This is a genomic window from Erwinia oleae (assembly GCF_000770305.1).
Lineage (GTDB): Bacteria > Pseudomonadota > Gammaproteobacteria > Enterobacterales > Enterobacteriaceae > Erwinia > Erwinia oleae.
In genome coordinates, this window is the sequence record NZ_JNVB01000009.1 from 38,791 (window position 1) to 53,476 (window position 14,686).

The following is a 14,686-nucleotide window of genomic DNA, read 5'->3' on the forward strand; positions in this document are numbered from 1 at the left end:
AACATTACTGGCCCTACAAATCACACGCTTCACTTCCGTTAGCGCTGTATCAAACGAACCGATGACAGATGCTTCACGTTGATAAGTTGCCCCTGTGCCAAACAGGGATCGATAAGCATAAGGGCACGTGCTTCTGGATAAAATTCCGGTGCCGCAGGCTTAATAATTAAGCGAGGCGGTGCCGTGGCGTCCTGTACGTTACTGCTCCTCCGTCTGCGCATCCGGATGGCATGCGCTCGGGAATCAATAAGAATTCTTTCACTGTCGATGCCACTAAAGAGGTATTTATATCACCCCTTCGGCCGGATTTTTCAGCCTAAAGTCTTCTGAATGCTATCCTGACATACTGCCGCTTAATTTTTAAGCCCCAAACTGACTATTCTTCTCGGTAAAATAAGATTTTATTGGCTATCCGTGCGCTTAGCCGTTTTCAACCACAAAAATTTATCATTTGCTTACATTCTGCGCGGGTTAAACTCCCTGCGGCCCGGCCCCATGTGGATAAACGCGTATATTATACGCGCGGATGCCCTGTTCAAAATACAACCATTCAAATAAGCGTTTTTTGACAGTTACTGATATCATCAATCCATCTTTTTTAACCAGAACTCAACAGAAATGCACGCTGGATGACGCGAAATGAAGTGATTCCAGTAACAGAGCGCAATTGCAGGTTTAATAAACCAGAAAATTCTTTTTGCTCAGCATTTTTTACTGAGCAAATCGTTTGCGCATACTGTAGCTCTCCATACTCCCGGTAAAACCTTGTTAAACGTACTGAAGCCAGCGCATGCCCTTCTAAAGGGCAAGTGAGAAGAGTACATTGTGGAGGTTTTTCCACGGCAGGAACGCCGTCCTGAGAGTCTAAGGCGAGATAAATGAATCCGATTGATAAGTCCGGCAAGCTGGATAATGTGTGTTACGACATTCGCGGCCCGGTACTAAAAGAAGCAAAGCGTCTTGAAGAAGAAGGTAATAAAGTTCTTAAACTGAATATTGGCAACCCTGCCCCGTTTGGTTTTGAAGCGCCTGACGAGATACTGGTTGATGTTATTCGTAATCTGCCGGGTGCGCAGGGCTACTGCGATTCAAAGGGACTCTATTCGGCGCGTAAGGCCATTGTGCAGCATTACCAGGCCCGCGGCATGCGCGAGATGACCGTCGAAGATGTCTATATCGGCAACGGCGTTTCCGAACTGATTGTGCAATCGATGCAGGCCTTGCTTAACAGCGGCGATGAGATGCTGGTCCCCGCTCCCGACTATCCACTGTGGACCGCCGCCGTCTCACTCTCCAGCGGCAAAGCAGTGCATTACCTCTGCGATGAATCAGCCGGTTGGTTTCCCGATCTCGACGACATTCGCAGTAAAATTACTCCGCGCACGCGCGGTATCGTGATTATTAACCCGAATAATCCAACGGGTGCGGTTTACAGCAAAGAGCTGCTGCTGGAAATTGTTGAGCTGGCGCGCCAGCACAACCTGATTATTTTTGCCGATGAGATCTACGACAAAATTCTTTATGATGCCGCTCAGCATCACTCAATTGCCGCGCTGGCGCCCGATCTGCTGACTATTACCTTTAACGGTTTATCGAAAACCTACCGTGTCGCGGGTTTTCGTCAGGGCTGGATGGTGCTTAACGGGCCGAAAGCCCACGCGAAAGGTTATATCGAAGGGCTGGAGATGCTGGCGTCAATGCGCCTCTGTGCCAACGTGCCGGCTCAGCATGCTATCCAGACCGCTCTGGGCGGCTATCAGAGCATCAGCGAATTTATTGTGCCCGGCGGCAGGCTGTATGAGCAACGGCAGCGCGCGTGGGAGCTGATTAATGATATTCCGGGCGTAAGCTGCGTGAAGCCCGAAGGTGCGCTGTATATGTTCCCCCGCATCGACGCGAAGAAGTTTAACCTTCACGACGATCAGAAAATGGTGCTCGACTTCCTGCTTCAGGAGAAAGTGCTGCTGGTGCAAGGCACCGCCTTTAACTGGCCGTGGCCCGATCACGTGCGCATTGTTACCCTGCCCCACGTTAACGATCTGACCATGGCGATTGAAAAATTCGGCCGCTTCCTGGAAGGATATCGCCAATAGTTACGCTACGCTTGTGAGGAGCCGGAAGCATCCGGCTCCTGCTGTCAACGCACTGGAACCTGCCATGAATCAAAGCCATTTTTTCGCCCATCTTTCCCGTCTTAAATTAATTAACCGCTGGCCGCTGATGCGCAACGTGCGCACCGAAAATGTCTCTGAGCACAGCCTTCAGGTCGCAATGGTCGCCCACGCGCTGGCGATCATAAAGAACCAGAAATTTAACGGTAATCTTAACGCCGAGCGTATCGCCATGATGGCTATCTACCACGACGCCAGCGAGGTGTTGACCGGCGATCTCCCTACGCCAGTGAAGTATTACAATGCGCAAATCGCTTTTGAATATAAAAAAATTGAGAAAATCGCTCAGCAGAAACTGATTGAGATGCTGCCAGCAGAGCTACAGGCGGCTTACCGTCCACTGCTTGACGAACATCAGCACAGTGAGGACGAGAAGGCGATTGTGAAGCAGGCCGACGCGCTGTGCGCCTACCTCAAGTGTCTGGAAGAACTCGCGGCGGGTAATCACGAATTCCAGCTGGCGAAAGCGCGCCTGGAGAAAACGCTGGCGGATCGTCACAGCCCTGAAATGGACTACTTTGTTGAGGTGTTTGTTCCCAGCTTTAACCTCTCTCTGGATGAGATCAGCGGGGATCTCTAAAAAGGAAACAGCACCGGTACCAGCACCACGCTGACCATCATAATCAGCAGGGTAAACGGCACGCCGACCTTCACGAAGTCGCCAAAGGTATAGCCGCCCGGGCCAAGAACGAGCGTGTTGACCGGTGATGACACCGGCGTCATAAAGGCCGCCGAGGCGGCGATCGCAACGATCAGCGTAAACGGATAGGGTGACAGGCCCATCTGCCCCGCCGCCGCCACGCCAACCGGCGCCATCAGCACCGCCGTAGCGGTATTTGAGATAAACAGCCCAATAGTTGCACAGAGTATAAACAGGCAAAGCAGCATGATATGCGGACTGTAGCCGCCGGCCAGCGCCGTCAGGCCATTGACTATCAGCGCGACGCCGCCCGTCTTTTGTAGCGCCAGCGCAAAGGGCATCATACCGACAATCAGGATGATGCTCGGCCAGTGAATGGATTTGTAGGCGTTTTCCATATCAATGCAGCGAAATTTTCCCATCAGCAGGCAGGCAACCAGCGCCGCAACAGGGTTAGGGATCTCATCGGTCAGCATCATCGCCACCATCAGCGCCAGGCTGAAAATCGCATGCGGCGCCTGGCTCTGCGCGGGGGCCACGTAGTCCGCCTCCTCCGGCAGATTAAGTACGATCATCTCGCGTGGATATTGCTTAAGATGAAGGATCTTTTTCCAGTCGCCAATGACCAGCAGGCTGTCGCCCAGCTCCAGCGAAACGTCTGTCAGCGCGCCTTCCAGTACCTCACCACGCCTGCGCAGCCCGACAACGCTGGTGTCAAAGCGGGATCGAAAGGCGATCTCCCGCAGCGTTTTCCCTTGAAGCGCGGAATCAGGAACAATTAACACTTCCGCCAGGCCGACGTCCTGCGCGCGGTCGGAGAAGTAGTCGCCGCGCAGGATCATAGGTTCCAGCATCTGCTCGCCGCAGAACTCACGCAGATCGATATCGGCATTCGACATATCAATCAGCAGCACGTCACGCGCGCGAAACACCGTTGTGCCCGTGACCGGCACCATCACCCGACGAAACTTGCGCCAGCGCTCCAGGCCAACCACGTTGACGCTGTAGCGTTCACGCAGCTTTAAATCATCCAGCCGATAGCCAATAAGCGGCGATCCGCTGCGTACGGCCAGCCTTCTGGCACGTCCGGTGAGTTTGTAATCGCGGATCAAATCGCGCCAGGTGCGTCGTCCGAGCTTTTTCGCGCTGTTTTCGCCCTGCGGCGTGACCAGCCAGAAGCGCGCCAGCAGCATATAAGCAATTCCCAGCAACAGTGCCACCAGACCAATCGGCGTCACATCAAAAAAACCGAACCCGGCCAGCCCTTCGCGCACCAGCTCGCTGTTCACCACCAGGTTAGGCGGCGTGGCGACCAGCGTCAGCATGCCGCTGATCAACCCGGCGAAGCTGAGCGGCATCATCAGCCGTCCCGGTGAGCTTTTCATTTTTGCCGCCACGCTGAGCACCACCGGTATGAATATCGCCACCACGCCGGTGGAGCTCATAAACGCGCCCAACCCCGCCACGGTCACCATCAGCAGCACCAGCATTTTTGTTTCGCTGCTGCCAGCCATTCTCATCAGCCAGTCACCCAGCCTCAGCGCCACGCCGGTACGGACCAGACCTTCGCCAATCACAAACAGCGCCGCAATAAGAATAACGTTAGGATCGCTGAAGCCGAGCGTCGCCTCCTGCAAGGTCAGCGTTCCGCTTAACACAAAAGCAATAATCACCAGCAGCGCCACAACGTCCATGCGCAGCCGACCGCTGACAAACAGCAGAATGGCAACGGCTAACAAACTGATAACCCAGAGAAGTTCTTTGTTCACGGTGACTCTCAGTGCGATGTTTTCACACAGGATGCCACAAAAAAAACCCCGCAATAGCGGGGTTACATCATGGCTTAGTGTTTTCGATCCACATTGACGGAACCGTCGGCGTTTTTCTGGATAATCAGCTCCTCCAGCGAGGAGAGCTGCATATCCACATCCTCAAGGCGAGGAGAGCTGGCCGGCGCGTTCACCGCGATCACATGGCAGCCTGCCGCCAGGCCGGAGAGAATACCCGCTGCGGCGTCTTCCACCACCACGCACTCTTCCGGCTCCAGTTGAAGGAGCTGTGCGCCAAGGAGATAAGCATCCGGCTCGGGCTTGCCATTCTGAACGCGCTCCGCCGTCACCATGGTTTCAGGTTCGGGCAGTTCTGCCGCCTGACGGCGCGCCGAAGCGACCGGCAGCGAACCCGAGGTGACAATCGCCCAGGGAATGTTCATCTCGCTGAGCATCGCCAGTAGCTGACGCGCGCCGGGCAGCGCGGTGATCCCGTCCGTGTCTTCCGCTTCGGTCTTTTCCAGCAGCAGAAACTCGTCACGGATCTCGTCTTCAGAGGCACCGGGCATGAAATGACGCAGTGAAGTGATCGCCTGCTTGCCGTGGATAAAATTCAGCACCTCTTCGCCCGCAATGCCGCGTCGTGATGCCCAGCTCAGCCAGGCGCGTTCCACAACCGGCAGGGAGTCCACCAGCGTGCCGTCCAGATCAAACAGAAAACCTTTACACTTCACTGCGTTTTTCCTTTTCAGGCGTTAATAATTTGCGCGATCTCGTTCGCACTCAGATGATACTGCCGTGGACAAGTGTGCCATAAGGTCAGCATGCGTTGGTATTTTTCCCACATCGGCGTTTGCGCGTTAAAGCCGTGCGTGCCGGAATCAAAATGCGTATAGCGCCCTTCCACATTGACCATAAAGCGCACGTAACCCAGATAACGCGCTTCCGTGGCCGCGTCAAAGCCGAGGAAATTCAGCCGACGCTCGTCGATGCCAGCGGGTGATTTCAGATTAGCCCATGAAACGTGCAGCGCGTGGTGCAGTTCCATAATATCGATGATAGTGCGGCAGACTGTTTCTGGTAGTTCGCCAAATTCGCGATCCAGCTCGCGCATTTGCAGGCCGTAGCCGCGTTCGACGATGGTTTGCTGGCGACGATAGCGCTCGGCGTTATCGGGATCGAGCATACTCATCATCTTATATTGATTAGAGAGAATTAAACGTTGGGCGTTGGTCATTTCCATCATTCACTCCTGCGTCACCGTGGACGAATTGCAATCTGAAAGGGATGACGCAAGAATGACATAAGCGGCGGCAATGCGGTACGGCAAGCCGCTGCTTCTTTGATTCAAACCGGGTTTTCGCCCCATTCAGGAAGCGAAAATTTCGCGCCGGGATCAAAGATCGTCAAGAAAGGTTTTATCGAGCTGCCTGAACGCACGACGCAACACGTCGGCCAGCGACTGATAGGTTGGCTTTCCTTCCAGAGGTGCGATCGCCTGTCCGGCAGCCTGGAGCTTTTCGCGCACCTCGTGAAACCAGTTCAGCAAGCCTGGCGGCAGCGGCGTGACGGAGCGTTTGCCCAGCCACCAAAGCCCCTGCATCGGCAGGCTACAGGCAAACAGCGCGGTTGCCACCGCCGGGCCGAGCTGGCCGCCCAGCGCGATTTGCCAGGTCAGAGAGAAAACGGCAACCGGCGGCATAAAGCGAATCGCAAATCGCGTGGCGCGCGCCACTCTGTTTTCCGGGAACATGGCTGCCAGACGTTTATCAACCGGCCATGTTTTCATGTAGTGCTGTCCGCGTTGAAACAGCTTTAACCAACCGACCGTACCGGATTCTTTAGCCATGGCTCCCCTCAACTTCATTAATAACATTTAAACAAAAAATACAAATAACCAACGTTAGCTTACAACTTTCAAAATATTTTGTTTTTGAACGGCAGTCTGGTTATCCTGTGCCCGTTTCTACAAGGTCAGCCGAAAGGGAGAACATTAATGGACTCTTTTCAAAAGGCTGATATCAAAAATTTGTGCAATTTTTCTATTTTTTTTATGTCGGTGGTCAAAGTTTGCCACAAGCATGACATTCATCATTAATGTACCAGCTTTCATGCGCTACGCTGATAGTCTGACTGAGTTTTTTTTCGCCATTTTTAACCAATAGGGACCTTCCATGTCGAGTAAGTTAGTACTGGTTCTGAACTGCGGCAGTTCTTCACTTAAGTTTGCCATCATTGATCCTGCAAACGGTGAGGAGTATCTCTCCGGTTTATCCGAATGCTTCCACCTGCCCGAAGCCCGTATCAAATGGAAAATGGAAGGTAGCAAACAGGAAGCCGCCCTGGGCGCCGGCGCCGCGCACAGCGAAGCCCTCAATTTCATTGTTAAAACTATTCTGGCACAAAAACCTGAGCTTTCAGCACAAATTGCTGCAATCGGTCACCGCATCGTTCACGGCGGTGAAAAACTGACTCAGTCGGTGGTGATTGACGAAAACATCATTCAGAGCATTAAAGACGCGTCTTCTTTTGCTCCGCTGCACAATCCGGCGCACCTGATCGGTATTGATGAAGCGATGAAAAACTTCCCACACCTTTCTGATAAAAATGTGGCAGTTTTCGACACCGCTTTCCATCAGACTATGCCTGAAGAGTCTTATCTTTATGCGCTGCCTTATCATCTTTATAAGGAACACGGCGTTCGTCGCTACGGCGCGCACGGCACCAGCCACTACTACGTAATGCATGAAGCGGCAAAAGTGCTGAACAAGCCGGTTGAAGAGCTGAATATCATTACCTGCCATCTGGGTAACGGCGCATCCATTTCTGCCATCCGCAACGGCGAATGCGTGGATACCTCAATGGGTCTGACGCCGCTGGAAGGCCTGGTGATGGGCACCCGTTCCGGCGATATCGATCCGGCTATTATCTTCTTCCTGCACGACACGCTGGGCATGAGCGTTGACGCCATCAATAAGCTGCTGACCAAAGAGTCTGGTCTTCTTGGCCTGACCGGCGTCACCAGCGACTGCCGTTACGTTGAAGAAAACTACGAAACCAAAGAAGACGCGAAACGCGCGATGGACGTTTTCTGTCACCGTCTGGCGAAATACATCGGCTCGTACGCGGCGCTGATGGAAGGCCGTCTCGATGCGGTGATCTTTACCGGCGGCATCGGTGAAAACGCGGCAATGGTGCGTGAGCTGTCGCTGGCGAAGCTGTCGCTGCTCGGTTTTGAGGTGGATCATGAGCGTAACCTCGCGGCGCGCTTCGGCAACGCGGGCTTCATCAACAAAGAAGGCACGCGTCCGGCCGTGGTCATTCCTACCAACGAAGAGTTGGTTATCGCCCGCGACGCCAGCCGTCTGACCGCCTGAGCATTCTCCTCCGCCAGCTCAGGCTGGCGGCGTTGTTTTGACACCAACAAAGCGTACCCGCCGTTGCTTCAGCAGCGAGGAGTGGTACAGAGAGGTTTCCCGTGTCTCGTACTATTATGTTAATTCCCACCGGCACCAGCGTCGGCCTCACCAGTATCAGCCTTGGCGTGATCCGCGCCATGGAGCGCAAGGGCGTTCGCCTGAGCGTATTCAAACCTATCGCCCAGCCGCGTGCGGGCGGCGACGCGCCGGATCAGACCACCAAGATCATTCGCTCCAACTCATCCATTCCTGCCGCCGAACCGCTGGCAATGAGCAGCGTGGAGTCCCTGCTTGGTTCCAACCAGCAGGACGTGCTGATGGAAGAGATTATCAAGCGCTACCACGAAAACACCAAAGATGCCGAAGTGGTGCTGGTGGAAGGCCTGGTGCCGACCCGCAAGCATCAGTTTGCGTCAGCGCTGAACTTTGAGATCGCCAAGACGCTGAATGCGGAAATCGTCTTTGTGATGTCACTGGGCAATGATTCCGCCGCACAGTTAAAAGAGCGCATCGAACTGACGCAGAGCAGCTTCGGCGGCAGCAAGAATAAAAATATCACCGGCGTGATCATTAACAAACTGAATGCGCCCGTTGATGAGCAGGGCCGTACCCGCCCTGACCTTTCGGAGATTTTTGACGATTCGACCAAGGCCAGCATCGCCAATATCGATCCGAAGCAGCTTTTCGCCAACAGTCCGCTACCGGTGCTGGGCTGCGTACCGTGGAGCTTCGATCTGATCGCCACGCGCGCGATTGATATGTGTCATCACCTGAAGGCGGATGTGATCAACGAAGGCGATATCAACACCCGCCGCGTGAAGTCCGTGACCTTCTGTGCGCGAAGTCTGCCGCACATGCTGGAGCACTTCCGCCCTGGTTCGCTGCTGGTGACCTCTGCCGACCGTCCTGACGTGCTGGTTGCCGCCTGCCTGGCGGCGATGAACGGCGTCGAGATTGGTGCGATCCTGCTGACCGGCGGATATCAAATCGACGAACCTATTCGTAAACTGTGCGAACGCGCTTTCGCCACCGGCCTGCCGGTCTTTATGGTGAAAACCAACACCTGGCAGACCTCGCTGAGCCTGCAAAGCTTTAATCTGGAAGTGCCGAGCGACGATACACAGCGCATTGAGCGCGTGCAGGAGTACGTGGCCAGCCACATCGACTCCGAATGGATCGACTCGCTGACCGCCACCTCCGAGCGCAGCCGTCGCCTCTCTCCGCCAGCGTTCCGTTATCAGCTCACTGAACTGGCGCGCCAGGCTCGCAAACGCATTGTGCTGCCGGAAGGCGACGAGCCGCGTACGGTGAAAGCCGCAGCCATCTGCGCCGAACGTGGTATCGCCACCTGCGTACTGCTGGGCAATCCGGAAGAGATCCAGCGCGTTGCCGCCGTTCAGGGTGTTGAATTGGGTAAAGGTATCGATATCGTCGATCCTGAAGTGGTGCGTGAAGAGTACGTTGCCCGCCTGGTTGAACTGCGTAAGAGCAAGGGCATGACCGAAGTGGTGGCGCGCGAGCAGCTGGAAGACAACGTGATGCTCGGCACCATGATGCTGGAGCGTAACGAAGTTGACGGTCTGGTATCCGGCGCGGTTCATACCACGGCCAATACCATTCGTCCGCCATTGCAGTTGATCAAAACGGCGCCGGGCAGTTCGCTGGTTTCTTCCGTGTTCTTTATGCTGCTGCCTGAGCAGGTGCTGGTCTATGGCGACTGCGCCATTAACCCGGACCCGAATCCGGAACAGCTGGCCGAAATTGCTATTCAGTCTGCGGATTCCGCCACCGCGTTTGGTATCGAACCACGCGTGGCGATGATTTCGTACTCAACCGGCAACTCAGGCGCAGGCAGCGACGTGGAAAAAGTACGTGAAGCTACGCGCATCGCCAAAGAGAAACGCCCGGATCTGGTGATTGATGGCCCGCTTCAGTACGACGCGGCGATCATGGATGACGTGGCCAAATCCAAAGCGCCAAATTCGCCCGTGGCCGGTCGCGCCACCGTGTTCATCTTCCCGGATTTGAACACCGGTAATACGACCTATAAAGCGGTGCAGCGCTCTGCCGACCTGATCTCCATCGGGCCAATGCTTCAGGGCATGCGTAAGCCGGTTAACGACCTTTCGCGCGGCGCGCTGGTAGACGATATCGTTTACACCATTGCACTGACGGCTATTCAGTCTAAGCAGGCCGAAAGCTAAACGCGCATTTTTTCAGCAAAAGCGAGCCTCCCGGCTCGCTTTTTTTTATTTCATGACTTCCCTTTAAAAAGCGACATCACTTCCCTGGCGAGATATTTCAAAACCTGCCGGTTTATTCCCTTTAAAACACCTTTCTGCCCGCTGCAAGCAGTTGAAAAAATTAACTTACAGCAAATTCCCGCATTTTTTTTGGGCACAGTTTCATTCCCAGACTAATCTTATACAGGCAAGGAAATGGCAGGAACGCCTATAACGATATTTAAAAAATGTTTTTTTGACTTGATAAAGGGGTTTTTCAATGAGCGACATTCATACTCAACCGGTTTACAGCGAAATAAATAACGGCACTCCGTTAAAACGTATTTCCTGGAGTGCTATTTTTGCAGGCGTCATTATTTCAATCGTCATTTATTTATTGCTGTCCATATTAGGAACGGCGATAGGCGCAACCACTATCGATCCGCTTAAGGAACAGAATCCTCTGGATGGTTTAGGTAAAGGCGCATTAATCTGGACAGGCCTGAGCATGTTCATCTCCATAGCCGCGGGCGCCTTTATTACCGGCCGTCTCGCGCAGCGTGAGGGTGCGCTGCACGGATTGCTGATGTGGTCAGTGAATACGCTGGTCTGCGTATGGTTTGCCATCTCCCTTATTAGCAGTGCAGCAAGCGGAACGGCAAGCGTCATTGGTTCAGGCTTCAGCCTGTTGGGCAATGGCCTTTCATCGATTGCGCCTACGCTTACGCAAAAAGCGAAAGATACGCTGAAGGAGAATAATATCGATCTCGGCAATGTGCAGAATGAACTGGAGACGACGCTACGCCAAACCGGCAAGCCTGAACTTCAGCCAGAAAATATTCAGCAGAAAGCTGAAAAAGAAAGTAATAATGCACAAAATCAGGCAGAGAATACCGCAAACCATCCACAAACGGCGGATACTGATTTGGCGAACTGGTTCAAAGGCGTCGTCGAACGTAATGAGGACACGCTTCAGGCCGCCGATATCGATGCGCTGAAAAATATTATTAAGGCGCGTACCGGTAAAAGCGATCAGGAAGTCGATCAGATCGTTGAGCAGACGCAAAAAAGTTATCAACAGGCGCGTCAGAAATATCAGCAGTTAAAACAGGAAGCAGAGCAGAAAGCACGCGAAGCAGCAGATAAAGCGGCAGCGGCAACGGCGAAAGCCAGCTGGGCTGCGCTGATTGTGCTGATTATCGAAGCCGCTATCGCCGGCGCTATGGGCATGGTGGGCCGTCGTAACCAGCCACGTCCGGTTGTGGTGCGTTAATCGTTCATCCCTAAAAAGTAAAGCACCGCATCATGCGGTGCTTTTTTTATCGCCACAGCATTACGCCTGCGAAACGGCCTTTGATGTGCTCTGCTCACCATTACGGCTTAACCACAGCGACAGTGCTTTCAGCGAATCGTCGGTGAATTCATCACAACGGGCGGTGATCTCCTCCGGCTTCATCCAGAAGATCTCGTCCACTTCTTCTTCCTGCATGGCGAACGGGCCGTGCGTTACGCAACTGAACAGTCCGCCCCACACGCGGCAGTGTTGATCCTCAAAGTAAAACAAGCCATGTTCGGCGAAAGGCACGTCGGCAATCCCCAACTCCTCTTCCGCTTCACGCCTGGCCGACTCCAGCATATCTTCACCGCTCTGCACCACGCCGCCAGCGGTGGCATCAAGCATGCCCGGCATGAAGTCTTTGGACTGCGTCCGACGCTGAACCAGAATATTCCCCATGCCGTCGTGTACCACAATGTAGGTCGCGCGGTGGCGCAGGCACTGTGCCCGCATCTGTGCGCGGCTGGCCTGTGCAACGACCTCGTTATCTTCACTAACGATATCCACCCACTCCATGCCGCTGTCTTGCTCGACCATCCGAAACCCTTATTAAGTCAGGCGCCTGAGCGCATTAATTGGCGTCCGCAATCACCATTACGGACGGTTTTATTGTCTTATCAGCACGCGCTTCTGGACGATTGCGTCAGCCAGAGCTGGACGGAAGCACGCTGCCACTGGAAATGCGCATAGTCTGCGATCGGTTGCGGCACGTCGTCGCCATGCATCACCAGGCGGTTGATCATCACTGCCAGATCGGTGTCGGCAATCGACCATTCGCCGAAAAGATTCTGTTGCCCGGCGGCAAGCAGTCGCGTTGCGCCAGCGATAAGCTTCTCAGCAGACGCTTTGCCGGCCTCACTGAGCGGGGCGAACGTTTTGCCGGCAAACAGCACGTCCGTTGGTCGCTCCTGACGCAGCGGCAAGAAATCGCTGCGCAGCCACGCCTGGATTTCCCGCGCCTTTGCGCGCTTTTCGATGTCGCGCGGGTAAAGACGCTTAAAATCCGGTGCCGGAAAACGCTCCTCAAGATACTCGGCGATGGCGGAAGACTCGGTCAGTACAAAATCATCAACGCCCAACGCAGGCACGCGTCGGGTAAGCGCAACGGCGTGATAAGCGGGCGAGAGGTGTTCTTCACGACGCAAATCAATCTGTCGGGTGGAGAACGGTACGCCTTTTTCAGTGAGCGCAACAAAAACAGACATCGCATACGGGCTGTAAAAACAGCCGTCAGACCACAGTGTTATTTCCGGATAATTCATGCCGTTCTCCTTACAAGGCAGCGACTGCATCCTGTTTACCGATTTTTTCCGGTAAAGGCAATCACGGCGAGCGGTAAAGTCGAACAGGCGCGCAAGGCGTTCCCTTTTTGATGCACTGACGGGCACGATCTTCACGCTTCACCTAAGCTGAAAAGACGCGTTGGAATCGTGATCTTTTCATCAGGGACAAGCCTATGCATATCTTATTTACCGGCGGTACCGGGCTGATTGGCAGCCATTTGATCCCACGTTTACTGGCGCGGGGCGACAGCGTCAGCGTCGTCACGCGCAACGTGGCGAAGGCCCGTGAAAAACTGGGTGAAAACGTGGCGTTCTGGTCTGGTCTTAATCAGCAGCGCGATCTCAACGGCATTGATGCAGTTATCAATCTGGCGGGCGAGCCGATTGCCGATAAACGCTGGAGCGCGCGGCAGAAGCAGCTACTGTGTGAAAGCCGCTGGCGGATCACCGAACAGATCGCTTCGCTGATCAACGCCAGCAGCACGCCGCCGTCGGTGCTGATTTCGGGTTCAGCTACGGGCTTTTACGGCGATGCCGGTGAACTGGTGCTGACCGAGGACGATCCAGGCCAGGAGGAGTTCACCCATCAGCTCTGCGCCCGCTGGGAAACGCTCGCCCGCGCGGCCGAAAGCGAGCGCACCCGCGTCTGCCTGCTCCGCACCGGCGTGGTACTGGCGAAAAAAGGCGGCGCGCTGAGCAGAATGAAGCTGCCGTTTAAACTCGGCGTAGGCGGCCCGCTCGGTAGCGGCAGGCAGTATATGCCGTGGATCCATCTGGATGACATGCTCAACGCCATTCTCTGGCTGCTGGACACGCCGTCGCTGCGTGGCCCGTTCAATATGGTTGCGCCTTATGCAGTACGCAACGAGCAGTTTGCCGCCACGCTTGGCGAAGTGATGCACCGTCCGGCGGTGGTCCGCACGCCTGCCAGCGCCATTAAGCTGCTGATGGGCGAGTCGGCGGTACTGGTGCTCGGCGGTCAGCACGTCCTGCCTGGCCGGCTTGAGGCATCCGGCTTCCATTTCCGCTGGTATCAGCTGGATGAGGCGCTTCAGGACGTGGTCTGACCGCCTATTTCAGTGAGCCGGATAAAAACTGCTGAAGACGCGGGCTTTGAGGATTATCAAACAGCGCCTGCGGCGTGCCTTCCTCTTCAATTTTACCCTGATGCAGGAAAATCACGTGGCTGGAAACATGCCGCGCAAAGCCCATTTCGTGCGTGACCACGACCATGGTTTTGCCCTCTTCCGCCAGCTTCTGCATGATGCGCAGCACTTCCCCGACCAGTTCAGGATCGAGCGCTGACGTCGGCTCATCAAACAGCAGCACTTCCGGCTCCATCGCCAGCGCACGCGCAATGGAAACGCGCTGCTGCTGGCCGCCCGACAGGTTGACCGGATATTTCGCGCGGGCGCGTTCATCAATGCCGACCTTGTCCAGATAACGCACGGCGCGCTCTCGCGCTTCCGCTTTACTCAGTCCCAAAACCTGCATCGGCGCTTCCATTACATTTTGCAGCACCGTCATGTGGCTCCACAGGTTGAAGTGTTGGAAAACCATTGTCAGGCTGGTGCGCAGCGCGCGCAGCTGCTCTTTATTCGCCACTTTGAGCTGGCCATCGGTGTCGCGTACCAGCGTAATCGGCTGATTATTGACGGAGATCGTGCCTTCGCTGGGTTTTTCAAGAAAGTTGATGCAGCGCAGAAAGGTGCTTTTCCCGGAGCCCGAGGAACCGATAATGCTGATCACGTCGCCCGCGTTCGCCTTCAGCGAAACGCCCTTCAATACCTCATGTTCACCATAACGCTTGTGCAGTTCGGTAACGTTTAATTTGTTCTCTGCCATA

Annotated in this window: 14 protein-coding genes; 6 read left to right on the top strand and 8 right to left on the bottom strand. The window is 54.7% G+C overall.

Features of this window, described 5'->3' with window-relative positions:
- Positions 1 to 598 precede the first annotated feature (598 nt).
- Positions 599 to 841 (bottom strand): hypothetical protein, encoded by a 243-nt coding sequence (locus GS12_RS24225; protein ID WP_152601353.1) that lies wholly within the window; start codon positions 839 to 841, stop codon positions 599 to 601.
- Between the two features lie 37 nt (positions 842 to 878).
- Here GS12_RS24225 and GS12_RS04690 point away from each other — a divergent pair, with 37 nt between their 5' ends.
- Together GS12_RS04690 and yfbR are read left to right on the top strand one after the other, a co-directional pair.
- Positions 879 to 2,093, top strand: coding sequence for a pyridoxal phosphate-dependent aminotransferase (locus tag GS12_RS04690; RefSeq protein ID WP_034944383.1), 1,215 nt, complete (start codon positions 879 to 881; stop codon positions 2,091 to 2,093).
- A gap of 64 nt (positions 2,094 to 2,157) precedes the next feature.
- Positions 2,158 to 2,751, top strand: coding sequence for a 5'-deoxynucleotidase (gene yfbR / locus GS12_RS04695; RefSeq protein ID WP_034916115.1), 594 nt, complete (start codon positions 2,158 to 2,160; stop codon positions 2,749 to 2,751).
- Here yfbR and GS12_RS04700 read toward each other — a convergent pair.
- The 4 genes from GS12_RS04700 to yfbV all read right to left on the bottom strand — a co-directional run bounded on the left by GS12_RS04700 (position 2,748) and on the right by yfbV (position 6,429).
- Positions 2,748 to 4,580: an SLC13 family permease gene (locus tag GS12_RS04700; RefSeq protein ID WP_034944386.1), complete on the bottom strand. Its 1,833-nt coding sequence runs from the start codon at positions 4,578 to 4,580 to the stop codon at positions 2,748 to 2,750. The two genes, yfbR and GS12_RS04700, sit on opposite strands and share 4 nt — an antisense overlap.
- Positions 4,581 to 4,654: 74 nt before the next feature.
- The gene (locus GS12_RS04705; protein WP_034944388.1) at positions 4,655 to 5,314 is read right to left on the bottom strand and encodes a sugar phosphatase; all 660 of its coding nucleotides are present in this window, start codon (positions 5,312 to 5,314) and stop codon (positions 4,655 to 4,657) included.
- A gap of 14 nt (positions 5,315 to 5,328) precedes the next feature.
- Entirely contained in the window at positions 5,329 to 5,823 is a 495-nt protein-coding gene (locus GS12_RS04710; protein ID WP_034916120.1) for a YfbU family protein, read from the bottom strand.
- A gap of 153 nt (positions 5,824 to 5,976) precedes the next feature.
- Positions 5,977 to 6,429 carry a terminus macrodomain insulation protein YfbV gene (gene yfbV, locus GS12_RS04715; RefSeq protein WP_034944390.1) on the bottom strand — a complete coding sequence of 151 codons (453 nt, stop codon included), beginning with the start codon at positions 6,427 to 6,429 and terminating at the stop codon, positions 5,977 to 5,979.
- A 325-nt stretch (positions 6,430 to 6,754) separates the two neighbouring features.
- Between yfbV and ackA the strand changes: the two genes are divergently transcribed.
- The 3 genes from ackA to GS12_RS04730 all read left to right on the top strand — a co-directional run bounded on the left by ackA (position 6,755) and on the right by GS12_RS04730 (position 11,494).
- Positions 6,755 to 7,957: an acetate kinase gene (gene ackA / locus GS12_RS04720; RefSeq protein ID WP_034916123.1), complete on the top strand. Its 1,203-nt coding sequence runs from the start codon at positions 6,755 to 6,757 to the stop codon at positions 7,955 to 7,957.
- Positions 7,958 to 8,058: 101 nt separating this feature from the next.
- A complete protein-coding gene (gene pta, locus GS12_RS04725) occupies positions 8,059 to 10,203 on the top strand; it encodes a phosphate acetyltransferase (RefSeq protein WP_152601354.1) in 2,145 nt (714 codons plus the stop codon).
- 298 nt (positions 10,204 to 10,501) lie between these two features.
- Positions 10,502 to 11,494 (top strand): TIGR04086 family membrane protein, encoded by a 993-nt coding sequence (locus GS12_RS04730; protein ID WP_034916127.1) that lies wholly within the window; start codon positions 10,502 to 10,504, stop codon positions 11,492 to 11,494.
- A gap of 60 nt (positions 11,495 to 11,554) precedes the next feature.
- Here GS12_RS04730 and yfcD read toward each other — a convergent pair whose 3' ends face one another.
- Positions 11,555 to 12,094, bottom strand: a complete 540-nt coding sequence (gene yfcD / locus GS12_RS04735) for an NUDIX hydrolase YfcD (RefSeq protein ID WP_034944392.1) — start codon at positions 12,092 to 12,094, stop codon at positions 11,555 to 11,557.
- Positions 12,095 to 12,174: 80 nt separating this feature from the next.
- Positions 12,175 to 12,819, bottom strand: a complete 645-nt coding sequence (gene yfcF / locus GS12_RS04740; protein WP_034944394.1) for a glutathione transferase — start codon at positions 12,817 to 12,819, stop codon at positions 12,175 to 12,177.
- A gap of 194 nt (positions 12,820 to 13,013) precedes the next feature.
- On the opposite strand from yfcF, the gene GS12_RS04745 reads away from it, so the two are divergent.
- Positions 13,014 to 13,907, top strand: coding sequence for a TIGR01777 family oxidoreductase (locus GS12_RS04745; protein ID WP_034944396.1), 894 nt, complete (start codon positions 13,014 to 13,016; stop codon positions 13,905 to 13,907).
- A gap of 4 nt (positions 13,908 to 13,911) precedes the next feature.
- On the opposite strand, the gene hisP is transcribed toward GS12_RS04745, so the two are convergent.
- Positions 13,912 to 14,685, bottom strand: a complete 774-nt coding sequence (gene hisP, locus GS12_RS04750) for a histidine ABC transporter ATP-binding protein HisP (protein WP_034916136.1) — start codon at positions 14,683 to 14,685, stop codon at positions 13,912 to 13,914.
- Position 14,686: the final 1 nt, after the last annotated feature.

What these genes read in the sequence shown, in the direction of transcription:
- GS12_RS04690 (WP_034944383.1), top strand. Translation starts at nt 879, where the DNA reads ATGAATCCGATTGATAAGTCCGGCAAGCTGGATAATGTGTGTTACGAC.
- yfbR (WP_034916115.1), top strand. Translation starts at nt 2,158, where the DNA reads ATGAATCAAAGCCATTTTTTCGCCCATCTTTCCCGTCTTAAATTAATT.
- GS12_RS04710 (WP_034916120.1), bottom strand. Translation starts at nt 5,823, where the DNA reads ATGGAAATGACCAACGCCCAACGTTTAATTCTCTCTAATCAATATAAG.
- yfbV (WP_034944390.1), bottom strand. Translation starts at nt 6,429, where the DNA reads ATGGCTAAAGAATCCGGTACGGTCGGTTGGTTAAAGCTGTTTCAACGC.
- ackA (WP_034916123.1), top strand. Translation starts at nt 6,755, where the DNA reads ATGTCGAGTAAGTTAGTACTGGTTCTGAACTGCGGCAGTTCTTCACTT.
- GS12_RS04730 (WP_034916127.1), top strand. Translation starts at nt 10,502, where the DNA reads ATGAGCGACATTCATACTCAACCGGTTTACAGCGAAATAAATAACGGC.
- yfcD (WP_034944392.1), bottom strand. Translation starts at nt 12,094, where the DNA reads ATGGTCGAGCAAGACAGCGGCATGGAGTGGGTGGATATCGTTAGTGAA.
- yfcF (WP_034944394.1), bottom strand. Translation starts at nt 12,819, where the DNA reads ATGAATTATCCGGAAATAACACTGTGGTCTGACGGCTGTTTTTACAGC.
- GS12_RS04745 (WP_034944396.1), top strand. Translation starts at nt 13,014, where the DNA reads ATGCATATCTTATTTACCGGCGGTACCGGGCTGATTGGCAGCCATTTG.
- hisP (WP_034916136.1), bottom strand. Translation starts at nt 14,685, where the DNA reads ATGGCAGAGAACAAATTAAACGTTACCGAACTGCACAAGCGTTATGGT.